The sequence below is a fragment of the Streptomyces sp. NPDC052043 genome, assembly GCF_044548235.1.
Lineage (GTDB): Bacteria > Actinomycetota > Actinomycetes > Streptomycetales > Streptomycetaceae > Streptomyces.
The window spans coordinates 36,685-56,426 of the sequence record NZ_JBIUBT010000013.1; the positions used below are offsets into that span (position 1 = coordinate 36,685).

Below are 19,742 nucleotides of genomic sequence, written 5' to 3' on the forward strand. Positions count from 1 at the left end.
GGGACTACGCGGTGAGGCGGGTGATGGCGTCCTCGATCGAAAGTTCCTCGCGCTCGCCGGTGCGGCGGTCCTTCAGTTCGACCACGCCCTCGGCCGCGCGGCGGCCGACGACCAGGATCTGCGGGACGCCGATGAGCTCGGAGTCGGTGAACTTCACGCCCGGGGAGACGCCGGCCCGGTCGTCGACCAGGACGCGGACGCCTGCCGCGGCAAGCTTCTGGGACACCTCCAGGGCCACCTCGGTCTGCAGGGCCTTGCCGGCGGCGACCACGTGCACGTCGGCCGGGGCGACCTCCTTCGCCCAGACCAGGCCCTTGTCGTCGGCGTGCTGCTCGGCGAGGGCGGCCACCGCGCGGGAGACGCCGATGCCGTAGGAGCCCATGGTGACGCGGACCGGCTTGCCGTTCTGGCCGAGCACGTCGAGCTTGAGGGCGTCAGCGTACTTGCGGCCGAGCTGGAAGATGTGGCCGATCTCGATGGCCCGGTCCAGCTTGAGGCCGGTGCCGCACTTCGGGCAGGGGTCGCCGTCCTGCACGACCACGACGTCGACGTACTCGTCGACCTCGAAGTCGCGGCCGGCGACCACGTTCTTCGCGTGCGTGTGCTCCTTGTTGGCGCCGGTGATCCAGGCCGTGCCGGGCGCCACGCGCGGGTCGGCGATGTACGTCACCTTGTCCAGGCCCTGCGGGCCGACGTAGCCGCGGACCAGGTCGGGGCGGCCGACGAAGTCCTCGGCGGTGACCAGCTCGACGGCGGCCGGGGCGAAGTGCGCCTCGACCTTGCCCAGGTCCACCTCACGGTCACCGGGGACGCCGACGGCGATGATCTCCCCGTCGACCTTGACCAGCAGGTTCTTCAGCGTGGCGGAGGCCGGCACGCCGAGGGAGGCGGCGAGGGTCTCGATGGTCGGGGTGTCCGGGGTGGGGATCTCCTCGGCCGCGGACACCGCGGAGCCGTCCACCGGCACCAGCTCGTACTCGATCGCCTCGGTGTTGGCGGCGAAGTCGCAGTTCGGGCAGTCGGCGAAGGTGTCCTCGCCGGCGGCGGCCGGGGCGAGGAACTCCTCGGACTTGGAGCCGCCCATCGCGCCCGCGGTCGCGGCGCAGATCCGGTAGTCCAGGCCGAGTCGGTCGAAGATCCGCTGGTAGGCCTGGCGGTGCAGGGCGTAGGACGCGTCGAGGCCCTCGTCGGCGAGGTCGAAGGAGTAGGAGTCCTTCATCAGGAACTCGCGCCCGCGCAGGATGCCCGCACGGGGCCGCGCCTCGTCCCGGAACTTGGTCTGGATCTGGTAGAGGATGACCGGCAGGTCCTTGTAGGAGGTCGCCTGGTCCTTCACCATCAGGGTGAAGATCTCCTCGTGGGTCGGCCCGAGGAGGTAGTCGCCGCCCTTGCGGTCCTTCAGGTGGAACAGCTCGGCGCCGTACTCGTTCCAGCGGCCGGTCGCCTCGTACGGCTCACGGGGCAGCAGTGCGGGCAGCAGCACCTCCTGGGCGCCGATGGCGTCCATCTCCTCGCGGACGATCCGCTCCACGTTGGCGAGGACCTTCTTGCCCAGCGGCAGCCAGCTCCAGATCCCGGCGGCGGTGCGCCGCACGTAACCCGCGCGGACCAGCAGCTTGTGGCTCAGGACCTCGGCGTCCGCCGGGTCGTCGCGCAGCGTCTTCGCCAACAACTGGGACATGCGCTGGACCGGTGCGTTGGCCATGGTTCTCGTACTCCTGCCGATGGTGGCCCCCGCTCGGGCGGGGCCGAGAGTGGGGGAAGCTGATGGCTAGGAGGTTAGCCGGGCTTGCCGCGCCGGTGGAAATCGGTTAAAGCCGACCGGGCGCCGCATTCGGACGGCGGCGCAGCGGCAGCGGGGCGCCCATCACGGCGTACGGTTTCGGCGCGCTCGGGAAGAGCACCTGGCGGGCGAGGTCCTCGTAGCCCAGGGAGTGGTAGAGGCCGCGGGCCGGGCTGTCGGTGTCGATCGCGGAGAGGATCGAGCGGGGCTCGCTCGCGCCGTCGGTGATGGTGGTGATCAGGGCCCGTCCGATGCCGCGGTTCTGGTGGCTCGGGTGGACGTGCAGCTCGGTGATCACGAAGGAGTCGTCGAGCCAGTCGCCGTGACCGCGGGCGCGCAGGTAGGGCTCGACGACGGTGGACCACCAGTGGGCGCGGTCGTTGGGCATGCCGTAGACGAATCCGACGAGCCGGCCGTCGGCCGTGGTGGCGCCGAACGCGCGGGCCCCCCGGCAGGTCATGTGGCGCAGCACGATCTGCCGGCGCACGGCCACCTCGTCGGCGCCCAGACCGAAGGCGACGGCCTGCACGGCGAGCGCCTCGTCGACGTGGACCGATAGGTCGAGGGGGCCGATCACGACGTCGTCGCGGCGGCGGTGTCCGCGATCGGGGAAGTGCGCCATGCCGGGGAGACTACAGGGCGTGCACGGGGCTCTGAACGGCGCAGTGAGGCGCAGGTCAGAACAGGACGCTCATGAAAGCGCCGACCTCGCGGAAGCCCGTCCTCAGGTAGGTCCGCCGGGCCGCGGTGTTGAAGTCGTTCACGTACAGACTGACCACCGGGGCCACGTCGGCCAGCGCGTACCGCAGGACCGCCGCCATGCCGGGGGCCGCCAGACCGCGGCCGCGGTACTCGGGTGCCACCCACACTCCCTGGATCTGGCAGGCCTCGTGGGTCGCGGCGCCGATCTCCGCCTTGAACATCACCTTGCCGTGCTCGTCGAGGCGTGCGAAGGACCGGCCGGAGCCGACGAGTTCGGCGACCCGGGCCTGGTAGAGCAGGCCGCCGTCCCCGGCGAGCGGGGAGACGCCGACCTCCTCGGTGAACATCGCCACGCAGGCCGGCATGATCGTCTCCAGCTCGTCCTTGCGGATGCGGCGGACGTAGGGATCGGGAGCGATGTGGGCCGGCATGCGGTCGGTGACCATGAGCGGCTGGTGCGCGCGGATCTCGCGGGCCGGACCCCAGCCGGGTTCCAGGATCCGCCACAGCTGGGCGGTGGGTTCGGCCGGTCCGACGATGGAGGAGCAGCGGCGGCCGGCCCGGCGGGCGCGGTCCGCGAAGGCCCTCACGGCCCGGGGGGTGGCACAGATCGGGACGAGGTTGGCCCCCGCGTAGCACAGGGACGTCAGTATGCCGCCCTCGTACCAGCCCCACATCTCGCCGCCGAGCCGCCACGGGTCCAGTCCGGCGACCTGAACGCGGGATGTCACGAAGGCGTTCGCGACCGGCTCCCGGCCGAGGACCGCGAGCGCGGCGTCGAGGTCGCTCGGTCCGAGGACCGTGGTGGTCGTCTGGGTCAACACGTCGGCGGGGCCTCACCACGAGGGTCTACTGGTTCCCGCACTGTACCTGCCAGGAACGGGGGACGCCGCCCGGCGGTGAACAGCGCCGGACGGCGTCCCCCTGCCCCTGGGGACGGCCCGCCTCCTACGCGGACCGGTCCTCCTTGACACGCGTCACCAACTGGGTGGGATTGACGAAGCGCAGCGCGATCACGAGCAGCACGAGCATCGACAGCGTGTACATCACGGCCATCGCGTCGATGGACTGCTGGGTGCGGATACCGGCCGAGAAGACGGCGTAGTAGAGCGCCACGACGAGGGTCTGGCTGTCCGGACCCGCGGTGAGGAAGGTGAGTTCGAACATGCCGACGGTGCGGACCAGGACCAGGACGGAGGCGGCGAGGATCCCGGGCACCAGCAGCGGCGCGAGGATGCGCAGCAGGACGGAGCCGGTGCGGGCCCCGCACATCCGGGCGGCCGCCTCGATCCTGGGGTCGATCTGCTCGATGAACGGGGTCATGGTCAGGACGACGAACGGCACCGACGGCACCAGGTTCGCCAGCACCACCCCGGTCAGGGTCCCGGCGAGCTGGAACTTGTACAGGACGGTGGCCAGCGGGATGCCATAGGTGAGCGGCGGCACCAGGATCGGCAGCACGAACAGCAGCAGCACGGCCTTCTTGCCGGGGAAGTCCCGCCGGGCCAGCGCGTAGGCGGCCGGCACCCCTATCACCACGGACAGGACGACGACGAGCACGGACACCAGCGCCGTGGTCCAGAAGACCTGGCCGAGCTGGAACTCCCGCCAGGCGGAGCCGTACCACTTCGTCGTCCAGCCCTGCGGCAGCCAGCTGGTGAACCAGCGGGTGCCCAGGGAGTCGACGAGCGGGACGCCGATGACCCCGGCGAGCTGGAGGAAGAAGAACCCGAAGACGACGGCGGCGATCCAGGTGCCGGGGCGGATCCTGCGCCACCGGGAGGGGGCGGCCGGATCCGGGTCGGCGTGGGCCTCGGGGGTCTGGACGAGGTCGGCCATCAGCCCTTGCCTCCCGTCGCGCCTCGGTACAGCAGCGACCGCCAGGCGAGCACCAGGACGACGACCGCGAGCATCACCGCGGCCATGATCATGGCGATGGCGGAACCGAGGGAGTAGTCGAATTTCTGGAACGCCGCCTGGTACGCCTCGATCGAGATCACATGGGTGGACTTGCGCGGGTCACCGACCAGCTGCGCGGACGGGAACACCGCGAACGCCAGGACGAACGACAGGCAGAAGGTGATGGCCAGGCCCGGTGCGAGCAGCGGCAGGAGCACGTACCGCAGCCGCTTGCGCCAGTCCGCGCCGAGCGTCGCGGCGGCCTGCTCCAGGCTGGGGTCGATACCGGTCAGGTACGACAGCGTCAGCAGGTAGGAGAAGGGGAAGCCGGTGATGATCAGCGAGACCAGCACACCCCAGTAGTTGTGCACCAGGGCGAGCGGTTCGTCGATGAGGCCGAGTCCCAGCAGGGCCTTGTTGAACCAGCCGTTGGGGCCGAGGTAGCCGAGCAGGCCCTGGGCGGTGAGGACCGTGCCGAGCGTGATCGGCATGACCAGCAGCGTCGTGATCAGCCGCCGGCCCCGGAACGGTCCGCGGGTGCGGAACGCGACCGGCACGGCGGCCAGGCAGTTGATCAGCGCGGCGGGCACGGCCAGGCCCAGCGTGATCCACAGGGTCTCCCGCAGGTACGGATCGCTGAAGAAGAGCCGGTAGTTGGCGAACGGCCCCCCGCCCTGGGCGGGTTGGAAGGACAGTCCAAGGCCGTAGAAGAACGGGTAGCAGAACAGCACCGCGAGGAAGAGCACGCCCGGGACCGCGAGGAGCAGGAGCCGGTCGACCCCGCGCTCGGCCAGCCGGTGGCGCAGCGCGGGCCGGGCCGCCGGGGGTTCCGGCGGCGCGGGCGGCGGGGCCGCGCGGGTGTCGATGGCGCTCATGTCGCCACCTGCTTCGGGGTGTCGCGCCCCTCCCGGGGCTCGCGCGACGTCCCGGCCGTGCTCTCGCCCGCCGGTGCGCCCGCCGGGTTGTGCGGGTCGGCGGAGTCCGGCTCCCCGCCCTCGGGGGAGGACGGTCCGGCCTCGGTGTCGGGGCCGCGGGACGGCCCGTCACCGCTGTCGCCCGGCTGTCCGCCGCCGTCGTCGGCGGCGAAGACCAGGACCCGGTCGGGCGGTGCGACGAGCCGTACCGAGTCGTCGGGCGCGAGCCGCTTCCCGGTGCGGAAGTGGACCCGGCGGCCGTCCGTCAGCCGTGCCTGGACGGCGAGTTCGCGTCCGTGGTACTCGACGACCTCGACCGTCGCGGGCAGTGCCGGCGTGCCGGACGTACCGTCGGTGGGCTCGTCCCCGACCGCCACGTCCAGGTCCTCGGGGCGGATGGCCGCCGTGACCCGGCCTCCGGCCGCCACACCGTCCCGGTCGAGCCCGACCAGCGGGCTGCCCGCGATGTCGACGACCACGTGGGGGCCGCGGGTCCCGGTGACGGTGGCGTCCAGCAGGGTGCGGTACCCCATGAAGGAGGCGACGTAGCGGTTGGCCGGGCGGCTGTAGACCTCCTCGGGGGTGCCGATCTGCTGGGTGCGGCCGTCGCGCAGCACGACCAGCCGGTCCGCGAGGGAGAGGGCCTCCTCCTGGTCGTGCGTGACGTACACGGTGGTCAGTCCGAGCCGCTGGTGCAGGCGGCGGATCTCCGCCCGCATCTCCAGCCGCAGCGCGGCGTCGAGGTTGGACAGCGGTTCGTCCATCAGCACCAGGCGCGGCTCCAGGACGATGGCGCGGGCGATGGCGACCCGCTGCTGCTGGCCGCCGGAGAGCTGACCGGGCCGCTTGTGGGCGTGCGCGGTCAGCTGCACCATGTCCAGGGCCCGGGTGACCCGTTCGGCTGCCTCGGCCCTGGGGACCTTCGCCATCTTCAGGCCGAAGCCGACGTTGTTCCGGACGGTCATGTGCGGGAAGAGGGCGTAGTTCTGGAAGACCATGCCGAACCCGCGCCGTTCGGGGGCCAGTTGGTCGATGCGTTCCCCGTCGAGGAAGATCTGGCCGCCGGTCAGCGGCAGCAGTCCGGCCAGGCAGTTGAGGGCTGTGGACTTTCCGCATCCGGAGGGGCCGAGCAGCGCCACGAACTCGCCGCCCGAGATCTCCAGGTCCAGTCCCCGCAGGGCCTGGTGTCCGCCGAAGCTGCGGGTGACCCCGGCCAGGCGCAGGGTCGAGATACGGGCTCCCGTCACTGGCCGGCCACCTGACGGTTCCACAGGTCGAAGGCCTTGACCTGCGCCTGCGCGGACAGCGACGGCTTCTTCGGGAACTGGTCGATCCAGGTGTCGAACTCGGGAACGCCGTACTCCTTGATGACCTGCTGGGACTTGGCGGGCGCCATCGACAGGGGCACGTCCTTGACGGCCGGGCCCGGGTAGAAGTAGCCGTCGTCGTAGGCCTTCGCCTGCTGTTCGGGGGTGAGCATCCAGTGGAGCAGGTTGAGCACCGCGGACATCTTGTCGGCGCTGACTCCCTTGGGGACCACGGCGTACTGGGCGTCGGTCACCCAGGTCATGTCGTCGAAGTGGCCGGCCTTCATCTTCTTCGGCACGGTGCCCAGGGCACGCGGGTTGATGTACCACCCGGTGGTGCTCATGACCATGTCGACCTGACCGGTGGCCAGGTTCTTCATCGTCTCGGACGTGCCCGAGGCGTACACGTCGACGTACTTGTCGAGTTCCTTCAGGTACGCCCACGTCTTGTCCCACCCCTTCTCGGGGTCGGACGGGTCCTTGTCGCCGAGGAGGTACGGCAGCCCCATCAGCCAGGTGCGGCCGGGGCCCGAGTTGGCCGGGTCGGCGTACTGGAAGCGCTTGGGGTGCGCCTTGGCCCAGGCGAGGAGTTCCTGCGGGGTCTTCGGCGGGTTCGGCACCTTGGCCGGGTCGTACTCGAACAGGGGCCCCGACGGGTAGTACACGACGGCCGTGCCCTTGCCCTGCGCCAGCGCGGCCATGTCCGCCGCCGGCGGCAGGTAGTCCGGGTTGCCGATGGCGTCCTGGTGCGCGGACATGTCCGCCCAGAGGTCCTGTTCGAGCCCGGCGGCGAGGCCGTCGGTGCCGGTGAGGACCATGTCGATCTGGACGCGTCCGGCCTGCTGCTGGGCCTTGATCTTGCCGGCGAGTTCCGGGGCGGGCGCCTTGGAGTACGAGATCTTGCTGACGATCTCCGGGTGCTTCTTCTGGAACTCGTCGATCATGCCCTGGGTCAACTGGAGGTTCCCCGCGACGTCGAGGATCTCCAGGGAGACCGGCTTGCCGGGCTTGTCCGGCACCTTCTGGGTGGACTGCCCCTTGTCCCCCGACGACTCACTGCTCGGCGCACTGCATCCGACCACCGTGACCGCGAGCAACAAGCCGGCGGCCACCAGGCGCTGAACGGACGGCATACGAAGACTGGCTCTGTGGACGGTGCGGGACACAGCAACTCCCTGCGGGCGTCGGCCCGATATTCGTCAGCGACGGTGAGGAAACGCTTTCTCGGCCTTGTGCCCGAACAAAATCCTGCCAGCCATCGGATCTGTCAAGAAGGTGCGCCGGTCGAACCACGGACGTGCAGGTCAACGGGGATGGACTCGCACTCGATATCGCCCTCGCCCGCCATCAGCCGCAGCAGCGCGGCACCGGCCGCATGCCCGAGCCTTCCTCGGGGAATCGCTACCGTGGTGAGGGGCGGCGCCGAGAAGCGCGCCATGTCGATCTCGTCGAAGCCCGTCAGGGACACGTCGCCGGGCACCCGCACGCCGAGTTCGGCGAAACGCGCGAGCAGACCGAGCGCCACGAAGTCGTTGTAGGCCATCACGGCGCTCGCGCCGGTGGCGAGGGCGGCGTCGGCCGCCGCGTATCCGTCGTCGGCGGTGGAGCCGCCGTCGACCGTGCGCACCCGCAGTCCGAAGTCCTCGGCGGCGGCCAGGGCGCGCATCCGCTCGTGGTGGGCCCAGGCCTGCCCGGGCCCGGCGACGTAGACGACGTCCCGGTGCCCGAGTTGGGCGAGGTGACCGCACAGGGCGAGGACTCCGCGGAAGAAGTCGACGGTGATCGCCCGCAGTCCGAGGCCGGGCTCCTGCCGGTTGGTGACCAGGATCGGGGTGTCGCGGCCGGTCAGCGCCACGACGTCGGCGCGCGGCATGCGCGGGGAGCAGAGCAGCAGGCCGTCCGCGTACCGGACGAGGTCCTCGGCCAGTTCCCGCTCGGCGGCGGGGTCCTCGTTGGAGTCCATGACCAGGACGCGGGACCCGTTGGATCTGGCCACCGCGGAGAGGGCCTTGATGATGTCGTGGAAGTACTGGTTCGCCAGGTCCGGGACGAGCACCCCGAGCGTGCCGGAGCGTCCCCTGGCCAGGCCCTGCGCCGCGGCGTTCGGGCGGTAGCCCAGCTCGGCGATGGCCTCGCGGACCCGGTCGGCGAGGTCCGGGGCGACGGTGCCGACCTGGTTGATCACCCGCGAGACGGTCGACACGGAGGCGCCGGAGGCGCGGGCCACATCGGCGATGGTGACGCGTTTGCGCCCCCGGCCCAAGGACCGTTTCGCGGGCCCCTCGCCGCCGTGTCCGGCGCGCTCCCCGGTGCGCCGCGCTGTGGTCATCGCATCCCCCCTGGAGTCGTCCGGTGCCGAGATAGCGGTTTCTCAGCCTGCTCGTTGGCAAGTTAGCAGTCACAGGCGAGCGGGAAGAGGGCGTGGACGGCGGTGATGCGTGAACCGTCGCAACATTTCGGTGACGACGCTTTCCGGAGAACCGGGCAGCCCCGCCCTTGAGGGGCGGGGCTGCGGTGTGGCGCGGCGGGTGCGGCGCGGTGGGGCGGGGCTGCGGTGCGGCGGTCAGCCGCTGACCGAGATCTCCGGCTCGCCCGAGGCGACGCCGTCCTGCTCCATCTGCTCGGCGAGCTTCATCGCCTCCTCGATCAGGGTTTCCACGATCTTCGACTCGGGCACGGTCTTGATGACCTCGCCCTTCACAAAGATCTGCCCCTTGCCGTTGCCCGACGCGACCCCGAGGTCGGCCTCGCGGGCCTCACCCGGACCGTTGACGACGCAGCCCATCACCGCGACGCGCAGCGGCACCTCCATGCCGGTCAGACCGGCCGTGACCTCCTCGGCCAGCTTGTACACGTCGACCTGGGCACGGCCGCAGGACGGGCAGGAGACGATCTCCAGGCCGCGCTGCCGCAGGTTCAGCGACTCCAGGATCTGGATGCCGACCTTGATCTCCTCGACCGGCGGCGCGGACAGCGACACCCGGATGGTGTCGCCGATGCCCTGGGAGAGCAGCGCGCCGAAGGCGACGGCCGACTTGATCGTGCCCTGGAAGGCGGGGCCGGCCTCGGTGACGCCCAGGTGGAGGGGGTAGTCGCACTGCTCGGCGAGCTGCCGGTAGGCCTCGATCATCACGACCGGGTCGTTGTGCTTGACCGAGATCTTGATGTCCCGGAAGTCGTGCTCCTCGAAGAGGGACGCCTCCCACAGCGCCGACTCGACCAGCGCCTCCGGGGTCGCCCTGCCGTACTTCTGCAGCAGCCGGCGGTCCAGCGACCCCGCGTTCACACCGATACGGATCGGCGTGCCGTGGTCCTTGGCCGCCTTGGCGATCTCCCTGACCTTGTCGTCGAACTGCTTGATGTTGCCCGGGTTCACCCGGACCGCCGCGCACCCCGCCTCGATCGCCGCGAACACGTACTTCGGCTGGAAATGGATGTCCGCGATCACCGGGATCTGCGACTTGCGCGCGATCGTCGCCAGCGCGTCCGCGTCATCCTGCGTCGGACACGCCACCCGCACGATCTGGCACCCCGACGCCGTCAGCTCCGCGATCTGCTGCAACGTCGCCCCGATGTCCGACGTACGCGTCGTCGTCATCGACTGCACCGACACCGGCGCGTCCCCGCCCACCGCCACCGACCCGACCTGGATCTGCCGGCTCTTGCGGCGCTCGGCGAGCTTGGTCGGTACGGACGGCATGCCGAGTGAAATCGCAGTCATCTGCTGTGCAACCCCAAGTCGTGGATCAAGGTCCGGCCTCGTTCAGCGGCGGGCTCCAGACATCGAGATTACGGCACGTCCGTGCGCCCCAGCACATCCCACCCGTCCGAACCCGCTCAAGGGAAGACGGCCGGACGGAAGATCCGTCCGGCCGCCGTGAACAGCGGGTGGCTAGGAGATTTTGACCGGGTTGACCACGTCGGCGATCATCACGAGGACCGTGAAGCAGACGAAGACGCCCGCCACCACATAGGCCACCGGCATCAGCTTCGCCACGTCGAACGGACCCGGGTCCGGCCGGCGCAGCGCCCTCGCCAGGTTCCGCCGCAGCGACTCCCACAGCGCCCCCGCGATGTGCCCGCCGTCCAGCGGGAGCAGCGGCAGCATGTTGAACAGGAACAGGGAGAGGTTGAAGCCGGCGACCAGCATCAGGGCCATGGCCAGTTGCTGGGTGGGCGGAATGTCGAGGGTGAAGATCTCGCCGCCGACGCGGGCCGCGCCGACCACGCCCATGGGGGAGTCGGGCTGGCGCGGGGCGCCGTCGAAGGCCGCGTTCCACAGGGCGGGCACCTTGCCGGGCAGGCTCGCGATGGAGTGGACGGCCTCGCCGAGCCGGTCGCCCATCCAGGTCACGGACTGGCCGAAGTCCTGGCGGACGATGCCGGTGGCGGCGCTGAAGCCGAGGAAGCCGGCGCTGACGTACTGCCCCTGCACGATCTGGCCGTGGGAGTCCTTCTTGGCGACCTGGTTGGTGGCGATCTTCGCGTGCAGGGTGACGTCCTGGCCCTTGCGGTCGACGACGATCGGCACCTCCTTGCCGGGGTTGGCGCGGATCAGGTCGGACAGCTGGTTCCAGTTGTCGGTCTTCACCCCGTTGAAGGAGACGATCTTGTCGCCCGCCTTCAGGCCCGCGGCCGCGGCCGGGGCGGGGGCGTCGGTCTTCTTGCAGTTGTCGCGGTTCTCGCTCTGCGCGATGACGCACTGGGAGACCGAGCTGACCGTGGTCGTCTGCTGCGAGATGCCGAAGCCCATGAGCACGGTCAGGAACAGCGCGACCGCGAGGATCAGGTTCATGAAGGGGCCGGCGAACATCACGATGACCCGCTTCCACGGGGCACGGGTGTAGAACAGCCGCTTCTCGTCGCCGGGGCCCAGTTCCTCGAAGGCCGCCGAGCGGGCGTCCTCGATCATGCCGCGCCAGGGCGAGGTGGAGCGCGCGGTGATCCGGCCGTCGTCGCCCGGCGGGAACATGCCGATCATGCGGATGTAGCCGCCGAACGGGATGGCCTTGATGCCGTACTCCGTCTCCCCCTTCCTGCGGGACCAGAGCGTCGGACCGAATCCCACCATGTACTGCGGCACGCGGATGCCGAAGAGCTTGGCGGTGGACAGATGCCCCAGCTCGTGCCACGCGATCGAGACCAGCAGGCCCACCACGAAGACGACTATGCCGAGGATCATCATCAAGGACGTCATGCACGAGCCTCCGCTGTCGCCGTTCGCGCTGTCAGTTCCCGGGCCCTGGCGCGGGCCCAGGTCTCCGCTTCGAGGACGTCCGGCACCGTCAGGGTAGTTCCCGTGGTGGGTGTGCCGTGTTCCTCAACCACCTGTGTCACGGTCTCCATGATCCCGTTGAAGGGCAGTGTGCCGCGCAGGAACGCGTCGACACACTCCTCGTTCGCCGCGTTGAACACGGCCGGGGCGGTGCCGCCCAGCCCGCCCACGTGCCGCGCGAGCCCCACGGAGGGGAAGGCCTCGGTGTCGAGCGGGAAGAACTCCCAGGTCGACGCCTTGCTCCAGTCGAAGGCGGGCGCGGCGTCGGGAACGCGCTCGGGCCAGCCCAGGCCGATGGCGATGGGCCCGCGCATGTCCGGGGGCGTCGCCTGAGCGAGGGTGGATCCGTCCGTGAACTCAACCATCGAGTGGACATACGACTGCGGATGGACGACAACCTCAATGCGATCGAAGGGAATGTCGTACAGCAGGTGTGCCTCGATGACCTCGAGGCCCTTGTTGACCAGGGTGGCGGAGTTGACCGTGATCACCGGGCCCATCGCCCAGGTGGGGTGGGCAAGGGCGTCCTCGACGGTGACGTCGGCGAGCTCGGCCTTGGTCCGGCCGCGGAAGGGCCCGCCGGAGGCGGTGACGACGAGCTTGCGCACATCGGCCCGTGTCCCCGCCGCGAGCGCCTGGAAGAGGGCGGCGTGCTCGGAGTCCACCGGGATGATCTGACCGGGCTTGGCGAGCGCCTTGACCAGCGGGCCGCCGACGATGAGCGACTCCTTGTTGGCGAGCGCGAGGGTGCGGCCGGCTTCCAGGGCGGCGAGGGTCGGGGCGAGGCCGATGGAGCCGGTGATGCCGTTGAGGACGGTGTGGCAGTCGGAGGCGGCGAGCCGCGTGGCCGCCTGTGGTCCGGCGAGGATCTCGGGGAGCGGCTCGGACGTCCCGTACTGCGCGGCGAGTGCCTCGCGCAGGGCCGGGACGACGTCCTCGCGGGCCACGGCGACGGTCCGCACCCGCAGCCGGTACGCCTGCTCGGCGAGGAGACCGACCCGTCCGCCGTTGGCGGAGAGCCCGGTGACCCGGAAGCGGTCCGGGTTGCGCAGTACGAGGTCGATGGCCTGGGTGCCGATGGACCCGGTGGACCCGAGGACCACCACGTCCCTCGGCCCGTCGCCGGCGACGGGGTCGAAGACGAGGTGCGGGTCGGCGAGAGGGGCTGGACTGTCGCTCATCCCCCCATTGTGGCCGCAGCGGCTCCCCGAACGGACAGCGCGTCCCTCCCGGGTGGAGCGAGTCGCCGGTCGCCGCGCCGCGGATGCGCCACAGCACGCCCCGACGGCGGACGCGGTCGGCCGCCCGGTGGCCGATGCCACCGGGCGGTCGCTGGAGGGTGCCGACGGGCGGCCGTACCGCGTGTCACGGCCGCCGGTCGGCCGTCACCGGATCGGCCGGTGCACGTTCTCCCGCTCGCTCGGGCCGGGGTCCGCCGCCGCGATCCACGGGCCGTCGTCCGACGGGTCGATGACCCCCTCCTCCAGCCAGGTGTAGACGCCGCCGAGGACACCCTTGACGACCTTGCGGTCGAGGTCGTCGGTGTTGGTCCACAGGCGGTCGAAGAGTTCGGCGACGCGGATGCGGGACTGCCGGCAGAAGGCGTCGGCGAGCTGGTAGGCCTCGCGGCCGTGGTCGCCCCGGGTGCGCAGGAGCTCGGCGCGGACGCACGCCGCGCTCATCGCGAACAGTTCGGCGCCGATGTCGACGACCCTGCCCAGGAAGCCCTGCTTGGTCTCCATCCGGCCCTGCCAGCGGGACATGGCGTAGAAGGTGGAGCGGGCGAGCTTGCGGGCGTGCCGTTCGACGTACCGCAGGTGCGGTGAGAGGTCGGCGTGCCCGGCCGGGTGGAACTCGGCGTACGAGCGCGGGAGCTGGCCCGGACCCGCGACCAGCCTGGGCAGCCACTTGGCGTAGAAGACGCCCGCGTTCGCGCCCGCCCTCGCCTTGTCCGACAGGGTCTTGTCCGGGTCGATGAGGTCGCCGGCGACCGCGAGGTGGGTGTCGACCGCCTCGCGTGCGATCAGCAGGTGCATGATCTCGGTGGAGCCCTCGAAGATGCGGTTGATGCGCAGGTCGCGCAGCATCTGCTCGGCGGGGACCGCGCGTTCCCCGCGGGCGGCGAGGGACGCGGCCGTCTCGTAGCCGCGGCCGCCGCGGATCTGGACCAGTTCGTCGGCCATCCGCCAGGCCATCTCGGAGCCGTAGAGCTTGGCGAGGGCGGCCTCGATGCGGATGTCGTTGCGGTTCTCGTCGGCCATCTGGGACGACAGGTCGAGCACCGCCTCCAGCGCGAAGGTGGTGGCCGCGATGAAGGAGATCTTGGAGCCGACCGCCTCGTGCAGCGCGACCGGCTTGCCCCACTGCTCGCGGACCGCGGACCACTCGCGGGCGATCTTCAGGCACCACTTGCCCGCGCCCGCGCACATCGCCGGCAGGGACAGCCGGCCGGTGTTCAGGGTGGTCAGGGCGATCTTCAGGCCCTGGCCCTCCGCGCCGATGCGGTGGGCGGCCGGCACCCGGACCCGGTGGAAGCGGGTGACGCCGTTCTCGATGCCGCGCAGGCCCATGAAGGCGTTGCGGTTCTCCACCGTGATGCCCTCGGAGGCGGCCTCGACGACGAAGGCGGTGATGCCGCCCCGGTGCCCTGGCGACTTCGGCACGCGCGCCATGACCACGAGGAGGTCGGCCACGACCCCGTTGGTCGTCCACAGCTTGACTCCGTCGAGGACGTAGTCGTCGCCGTCCGGGACTGCCGTGGTCGCCAGGCGCGCCGGGTCGGAGCCGACGTCCGGCTCGGTCAGCAGGAAGGCGGAGATGTCGGTGCGGGCGCAGCGCGGCAGGAAGGTGTCCTTCTGCTCCTGGGTGCCGAAGAGCTTCAGCGGCTGCGGTACACCGATCGACTGGTGCGCGGAGAGCAGCGCGCCGATCGCGGGGCTGGCGGAGCCGGCCAGGGCGAGGGCCTTGTTGTAGTAGACCTGGGTCAGGCCGAGGCCGCCGTACTTGGTGTCGATCTTCATGCCGAGTGCGCCGAGCTCCTTGAGCCCGGTGACGACCTCGTCCGGGATCCGCGCGGCGCGCTCGATGCGGGCCGAGTCGATCTTCGTCTCGCAGAAGTCGCGCAGCTTGGCCAGGAACTCCTCGCCGCGCTGGACGTCGTCGGCGGCGGGCAGGGGGTGCGGGTGGATGAGGTCGAGCCGGAAGCGGCCGAGGAACAGCTCCTTGGCGAAGCTGGGCCTGTGCCAGTCCTGCTCCCGGGCGGCCTCCGCCACCTGGCGGGCCTCGCGCTCGGTCACGGTGGGCTTGTTGGATGTTGGTGCGGACATGAGGCTCACCTCGCCGCGAATAGGGAGGGTGGGGCGGTACGTTACCGACTGGTGCTACTGGACCGTATGTACCCGATACCGGGCGGACCCACCACCCCACGCGCACGGACGCTCGCAGTTCACCGTCTGGCGTTCACCGTCTGATGCGGTGCGACCCACCCAGCATCGTGTGTGCGCCAAGTGACGACCACTCGTTGTACTCCGTTGGGATGCTCCTGGGACGTTCCGTCCGAGGCCGGGGAAAGAAAGCTGTCGAAGCGCTTCGACAGGCTCTGGACAGCCACTCTCGCCGGGGTTACTGTCGAACCACCCTCACCCACCGCTGACAGCACCGCGCACTGTCGAAGCGCTTCACACATCTTGGAGAGCTGGATGGTCACCCTCGCCGAGGTCGCCCAGCACGCCGGAGTCTCGGCGAGCACGGTGAGCTACGTCCTCAGCGGCAAGCGGTCCATCTCCGCGAGCACCCGGCAGCGAGTCGAGGAGAGCATCCGGAAACTCGGCTACCACCCGAACGCGGGCGCCCGCGCCCTGGCGAGCAGCAGGTCGAACATCATCGCCCTGATGATCCCGCTGCGCACCGACATGTACGTGCCGGTGATGATGGAGATCGCCATCGCCGTGACGACCACCGCACGCGCCCACGGCTACGACGTGCTGCTGCTCACCGGCGAGGAGGGCCCCGACGCCGTGCGCCGGGTCACCGGCAGCGGGCTCGCCGACGCCATGATCCTGATGGACGTCGAGCTCGACGACGAACGGCTGCCGCTGCTGCGCGGTGGGCAGCACCAGCCATCCGTCCTGATCGGCCTGCCCGCCGACACCTCCGGGCTGACCTGCGTGGACCTGGACTGGGGTGCGACGGGCGCGCTGTGCGTGGAGCATCTGGCGCTGCTCGGGCACCGTGACGTCGCCGTCATCGGCGAGGCGCCCGCGGTCTACGAACGGCACACCGGCTTCGCCGAACGCACCCTCGACGGCCTGCGCTCCCGGGCCCGCGAGCTGGGCCTGGGACTGCTGCACCGCCCCTGCGAGGGCGGCTACGACGCGATGGCGGTGACCCTGGCCCGGATCCTCGACGAGCGCCCGGGCACCACCGGCTTCGTCGTGCAGAACGAGTCCGCCGTCGAACCCCTGCTCGCCCTGCTGCGCCAGCAGGGCCGGGCGGTCCCCGAGGACGTGTCGGTGGTCGCGATCTGCCCGGACCAGGTCGCCGTCCAGGCCTCGGTGCGGCTGACCTCCGTGGGCATCCCCGCCCAGGAGATGGGCCGGCACGCGGTCGCACGACTCGTGGCCAAGCTCGACGGGCGCGCCACGGACGAAGTGGTGCTCATCGCGCCCGAGTTGACCGTCCGGGCGAGTTCGGGGCCGGTCGCCTCCGGCTCCTGACACCGGTCTGCTCCGGCCCTGGCCCGCCCAGGACGCCTCCGTCCCACTCCTTCAAGGAGCACTCTTGAACCCTCTCCCAGCTGAAACAGGGAGATTCCTGGCTCACATCGCCTGCGGATCCAGCGGACCAGCAGGTCTTACACGATCAACACCAGCCGGGGTGGAACCAGCCCGGTTTGGCACTGCAAGCGAAGGAGTCGCTGTGCTGGCTTGGTTCTCGCTCAGCACGCCGAAGAGCGTACCAGCCCGTCCCATTCCTCCCCGCTCTGAAGGGCGGGGCATCCTCGGAGGAACCCGGTGAACCAGCATGCCGAGAACCAGCCGCCGCCCGGCCCGGTCAGCCTCGCCCAGTCCTCCCCCACGGTCGGCACCTTCCGCGACCGGGACGGCGTGCTGGAGTGGAGCGGCCGCCAGGAGACCGTACGCATCGAGCCGTGGGGGCCGGACGCGGTCCGGGTGCGCGCCCGGCTCGGGGGCCCGGTCCTGGACGACCTGCCCGGCGCGCTCCTCACCCACGCGCCGGCCACCGAGAGCACCGTCAAGATCGAGGACGGCCGGGCACGCCTGACCGTCGGCGCGCTCACGGTCGACGTCGACGCCGCGGGCCTGATCCGCTTCCTGCGCACGGACGGCCTCACGGAGCTGCTGGCCGAGGAGCGCGCCCATTTCTGGTGGCCCGGTCCCCGCCTCTACACCGCCGTCGGAGGCGGCCACCACCGCCTGGAGCAGCGCTTTCGCGCCTACGACGACGAGCGTCTGTACGGCCTCGGCCAGCACCAGCACGGCCGGCTGGACCAGAAGGGCCTGGTCGTCGACCTGGTGCAGCGCAACGCCGAGGTGTCCATCCCCGTGCTCACCTCCAGCCGCGGCTACACCCTGCTGTGGAACAACCCGGCCGTCGGCCGGGTGGAACTGGCCGGCAACGGCACCCGCTGGGTGGCGGACTCCGCCCGCCAGATCGACTACTGGATCACCGCGGGCTCCCCGGCCGACGCCCAGCGCCGCTACAGCGCGGTGACCGGCCGCACCCCGATGCTGCCGACGTGGGCGGCCGGCTTCTGGCAGTGCAAACTGCGCTACCGCACCCAGGACGAACTCCTCGAGGTGGCCCGGGAGTACAAGCGGCGGAACCTGCCGCTCGACGCGATCGTCTGCGACTTCTTCCACTGGACCCATCTGGGCGAGTGGAAGTTCGACCCCGAGGAGTGGCCGGACCCGGCGGCGATGGTGCGCGAGCTGGCGGATCTCGGCGTCAAACTGGTGGTGTCCGTCTGGCCGTCGGTGTCCCCGCTGAGCGAGAACCACCCGGTGATGGAGCAGCGCGGCTACTTCATCGGCACCCAGTACGGCCCGATGGCTCACGCCGACTGGCCCGACAAGGAGGTCGCCTCCACCGTCCAGGTGGCCTTCTACGACGCCACCAACCCCGAGGCGCGCGCGTTCGTGTGGTCCAGGATCAAGGAGAACTACCTGGACCCGTACGGCATCACGGCGTTCTGGCTGGACGCCTGCGAGCCGGAGCTGAAGCCGGGCTTCGCCGAGAACCTGCGCTACTGGGCGGGCCCCGGCCTGGAAGTCGGCAACCTCTATCCGGCGGAGAACTCCCGCGCCTTCGAGGAGGGTCTGCGCGCCGCCGGCGTGGACGAGGTGATCACCCTCAACCGCTCGGCGTGGGCGGGCAGTCAGCGCCACGGCGCCGCCCTGTGGTCGGGTGACATCGGCACCGACTTCGCGACCCTGCGCCGCCAGATCGCGGCCGGCCTGAACACCGCGCTGTCCGGCATCCCCTGGTGGAACACCGACATCGGCGGCTTCCACGGCGGCGACCCGGACGACCCCGCCTACCGGGAGCTGCTGGTGCGCTGGTTCCAGTTCGGGGCGCTGTCCCCGCTGATGCGGCTGCACGGCTTCCGGGACCCGGGCATGCCGCTGGGCCCCGCGATGACCGGCGGCCCCAACGAGGTCTGGTCGTACGGCGAGCGGGCCTATCCGATCCTGGAGAAGTACCTGCGGCTGCGCGAGCGGCTGAAGCCGTATGTGCTGGAGGTCATGCGGGAGGCCCACGAGGAGGGGCTGCCGGTGATGCGGCCGCTGTTCCTGGAGTTCCCCGCGGACCAGACGGCGTGGATGGCGGACGACTCCTACCTCCTGGGCCGGGACCTGCTGGTCGCCCCGGTGCTGACCGCCGGGGCCACGGCCCGCACCGCGTACCTCCCGGCGGGCGCGCGGTGGACCGACGCGTGGACCGGCCGGGAGTACGAGGGCGGCAGGGCCGTGACCGTCGACGCCCCGCTGGACCGCATCCCGCTGTTCCTGCGGGACGGAGCCGAACTGCCGGTCGCCGGGTAGCGCGCCCGGAGGCCGACGTGCGGCCGGCCCCTCCCCTATGCGGGACCGGCCGCACACTCGTGGGCCCGCCGGAATCAGCCGCTGCTGACCGTCAGGCTGTTGGTGGTGAAGGCCAGGCCCCCGGACGAGGATGTGATCTCGTAGCCGAACTGCACGTCCCCGATGGTCACGTTGCCGAACCAGCCCTTGGTGTCCTTGATCCACTTCAGGATGGGCAGGATGTCCACCGTGCCGGAGCTGGAGTTGGAGCCGCGGATGAACGAGAAGACGTCGTTCGAGCCGTTGTTGCCCTTGTAGACGGTCCAGGTCGAACCGCCGAGGGTGACGCTGCCCTGCGAACTGCCGAGCGGGCCGACGGCCCCGGTCTTGTTGACCCAGAGCATGATCTCGTACCGGTAGCCGGTGTCCCAGATGTCGTAGGACGTGTTGTACGCGCCGGAGGACGGGACGGTGACGTTGTAGCTGCTGGTGAGCGAGGCGAGCGAGGTGATCGACTTGTTGATCACCTTCTTGGCGTTGGGGTAGGACTTGACGCCGCCGGTGTTCGGATGGTTGGCCGTCACGCCCCAGTTGGTGCCGGAGTTGGCCCAGATGCACTGGCTGCCGGCGCCGGAGCCCCAGATGTTGTTGTAGAGCGTGTAGCCGTTCAGCGTGGTGTTGCCCCACTGGTCGCACGAGTTCCAGACGGCGGCCTGGGCGGGGGCGGAGGCGAGACCGACGGTGGCGCCGAGGGCGAGGGCGGGGGCGATCAGCGCCTTGGAGAGCCTGCTCAGTGTCCGTGGTGCCATGGCCATGGTG

Annotated in this window: 15 protein-coding genes; 2 read left to right on the plus strand and 13 right to left on the minus strand. The window is 70.8% G+C overall.

Annotated features, from left to right (window positions below):
- Window positions 1–4: 4 nt before the first annotated feature.
- The 12 genes from ACIHCX_RS28865 to ACIHCX_RS28920 all read right to left on the minus strand — a co-directional run bounded on the left by ACIHCX_RS28865 (window position 5) and on the right by ACIHCX_RS28920 (window position 15,206).
- Window positions 5–1,705, minus strand: coding sequence for a proline--tRNA ligase (locus tag ACIHCX_RS28865; RefSeq protein ID WP_400034523.1), 1,701 nt, complete (start codon window positions 1,703–1,705; stop codon window positions 5–7).
- Between the two features lie 106 nt (window positions 1,706–1,811).
- Window positions 1,812–2,405, minus strand: coding sequence for a GNAT family N-acetyltransferase (locus tag ACIHCX_RS28870; protein WP_400034525.1), 594 nt, complete (start codon window positions 2,403–2,405; stop codon window positions 1,812–1,814).
- A 55-nt stretch (window positions 2,406–2,460) separates the two neighbouring features.
- Window positions 2,461–3,309, minus strand: a complete 849-nt coding sequence (locus ACIHCX_RS28875; protein WP_400034527.1) for a GNAT family N-acetyltransferase — start codon at window positions 3,307–3,309, stop codon at window positions 2,461–2,463.
- Between the two features lie 124 nt (window positions 3,310–3,433).
- Window positions 3,434–4,324, minus strand: a complete 891-nt coding sequence (locus ACIHCX_RS28880; RefSeq protein ID WP_400034529.1) for an ABC transporter permease — start codon at window positions 4,322–4,324, stop codon at window positions 3,434–3,436.
- Window positions 4,324–5,259 (minus strand): ABC transporter permease, encoded by a 936-nt coding sequence (locus ACIHCX_RS28885; protein WP_400034532.1) that lies wholly within the window; start codon window positions 5,257–5,259, stop codon window positions 4,324–4,326. Before ACIHCX_RS28885 ends, ACIHCX_RS28880 begins: the two co-directional genes overlap by 1 nt.
- Window positions 5,256–6,545 carry an ABC transporter ATP-binding protein gene (locus tag ACIHCX_RS28890; RefSeq protein ID WP_400034534.1) on the minus strand — a complete coding sequence of 430 codons (1,290 nt, stop codon included), beginning with the start codon at window positions 6,543–6,545 and terminating at the stop codon, window positions 5,256–5,258. Before ACIHCX_RS28890 ends, ACIHCX_RS28885 begins: the two co-directional genes overlap by 4 nt.
- Window positions 6,542–7,738, minus strand: coding sequence for an ABC transporter substrate-binding protein (locus ACIHCX_RS28895; RefSeq protein ID WP_400034536.1), 1,197 nt, complete (start codon window positions 7,736–7,738; stop codon window positions 6,542–6,544). Before ACIHCX_RS28895 ends, ACIHCX_RS28890 begins: the two co-directional genes overlap by 4 nt.
- A gap of 134 nt (window positions 7,739–7,872) precedes the next feature.
- Complete coding sequence (locus tag ACIHCX_RS28900; RefSeq protein ID WP_400034538.1) at window positions 7,873–8,934, minus strand: LacI family DNA-binding transcriptional regulator; 1,062 nt, start codon at window positions 8,932–8,934, stop codon at window positions 7,873–7,875.
- Window positions 8,935–9,168: 234 nt separating this feature from the next.
- A complete protein-coding gene (gene ispG / locus ACIHCX_RS28905; protein WP_400034540.1) occupies window positions 9,169–10,326 on the minus strand; it encodes a flavodoxin-dependent (E)-4-hydroxy-3-methylbut-2-enyl-diphosphate synthase in 1,158 nt (385 codons plus the stop codon).
- A 171-nt stretch (window positions 10,327–10,497) separates the two neighbouring features.
- Entirely contained in the window at window positions 10,498–11,790 is a 1,293-nt protein-coding gene (locus ACIHCX_RS28910; RefSeq protein ID WP_400034845.1) for a M50 family metallopeptidase, read from the minus strand.
- Window positions 11,791–11,798: 8 nt separating this feature from the next.
- Entirely contained in the window at window positions 11,799–13,061 is a 1,263-nt protein-coding gene (gene dxr, locus ACIHCX_RS28915) for a 1-deoxy-D-xylulose-5-phosphate reductoisomerase (protein ID WP_400034542.1), read from the minus strand.
- Between the two features lie 204 nt (window positions 13,062–13,265).
- Entirely contained in the window at window positions 13,266–15,206 is a 1,941-nt protein-coding gene (locus ACIHCX_RS28920) for an acyl-CoA dehydrogenase family protein (RefSeq protein ID WP_400034544.1), read from the minus strand.
- A gap of 372 nt (window positions 15,207–15,578) precedes the next feature.
- Between ACIHCX_RS28920 and ACIHCX_RS28925 the strand changes: the two genes are divergently transcribed.
- The gene (locus tag ACIHCX_RS28925) at window positions 15,579–16,595 is read left to right on the plus strand and encodes a LacI family DNA-binding transcriptional regulator (protein WP_400034548.1); all 1,017 of its coding nucleotides are present in this window, start codon (window positions 15,579–15,581) and stop codon (window positions 16,593–16,595) included.
- Between the two features lie 297 nt (window positions 16,596–16,892).
- Window positions 16,893–18,944, plus strand: coding sequence for a TIM-barrel domain-containing protein (locus ACIHCX_RS28930; RefSeq protein ID WP_400034550.1), 2,052 nt, complete (start codon window positions 16,893–16,895; stop codon window positions 18,942–18,944).
- 74 nt (window positions 18,945–19,018) lie between these two features.
- On the opposite strand, the gene ACIHCX_RS28935 is transcribed toward ACIHCX_RS28930, so the two are convergent.
- Window positions 19,019–19,732, minus strand: a complete 714-nt coding sequence (locus tag ACIHCX_RS28935; protein ID WP_400034552.1) for a hypothetical protein — start codon at window positions 19,730–19,732, stop codon at window positions 19,019–19,021.
- Between the last annotated feature and the right edge of the window lie 10 nt (window positions 19,733–19,742).

What these genes read in the sequence shown, in the direction of transcription:
- ispG (WP_400034540.1), bottom strand. Translation starts at nt 10,326, where the DNA reads ATGACTGCGATTTCACTCGGCATGCCGTCCGTACCGACCAAGCTCGCC.
- ACIHCX_RS28865 (WP_400034523.1), bottom strand. Translation starts at nt 1,705, where the DNA reads ATGGCCAACGCACCGGTCCAGCGCATGTCCCAGTTGTTGGCGAAGACG.
- dxr (WP_400034542.1), bottom strand. Translation starts at nt 13,061, where the DNA reads ATGAGCGACAGTCCAGCCCCTCTCGCCGACCCGCACCTCGTCTTCGAC.
- ACIHCX_RS28910 (WP_400034845.1), bottom strand. Translation starts at nt 11,790, where the DNA reads ATGATGATCCTCGGCATAGTCGTCTTCGTGGTGGGCCTGCTGGTCTCG.
- ACIHCX_RS28900 (WP_400034538.1), bottom strand. Translation starts at nt 8,934, where the DNA reads ATGACCACAGCGCGGCGCACCGGGGAGCGCGCCGGACACGGCGGCGAG.
- ACIHCX_RS28935 (WP_400034552.1), bottom strand. Translation starts at nt 19,732, where the DNA reads ATGGCACCACGGACACTGAGCAGGCTCTCCAAGGCGCTGATCGCCCCC.
- ACIHCX_RS28920 (WP_400034544.1), bottom strand. Translation starts at nt 15,206, where the DNA reads ATGTCCGCACCAACATCCAACAAGCCCACCGTGACCGAGCGCGAGGCC.
- ACIHCX_RS28870 (WP_400034525.1), bottom strand. Translation starts at nt 2,405, where the DNA reads ATGGCGCACTTCCCCGATCGCGGACACCGCCGCCGCGACGACGTCGTG.
- ACIHCX_RS28880 (WP_400034529.1), bottom strand. Translation starts at nt 4,324, where the DNA reads ATGGCCGACCTCGTCCAGACCCCCGAGGCCCACGCCGACCCGGATCCG.
- ACIHCX_RS28885 (WP_400034532.1), bottom strand. Translation starts at nt 5,259, where the DNA reads ATGAGCGCCATCGACACCCGCGCGGCCCCGCCGCCCGCGCCGCCGGAA.
- ACIHCX_RS28895 (WP_400034536.1), bottom strand. Translation starts at nt 7,738, where the DNA reads ATGCCGTCCGTTCAGCGCCTGGTGGCCGCCGGCTTGTTGCTCGCGGTC.
- ACIHCX_RS28925 (WP_400034548.1), top strand. Translation starts at nt 15,579, where the DNA reads ATGGTCACCCTCGCCGAGGTCGCCCAGCACGCCGGAGTCTCGGCGAGC.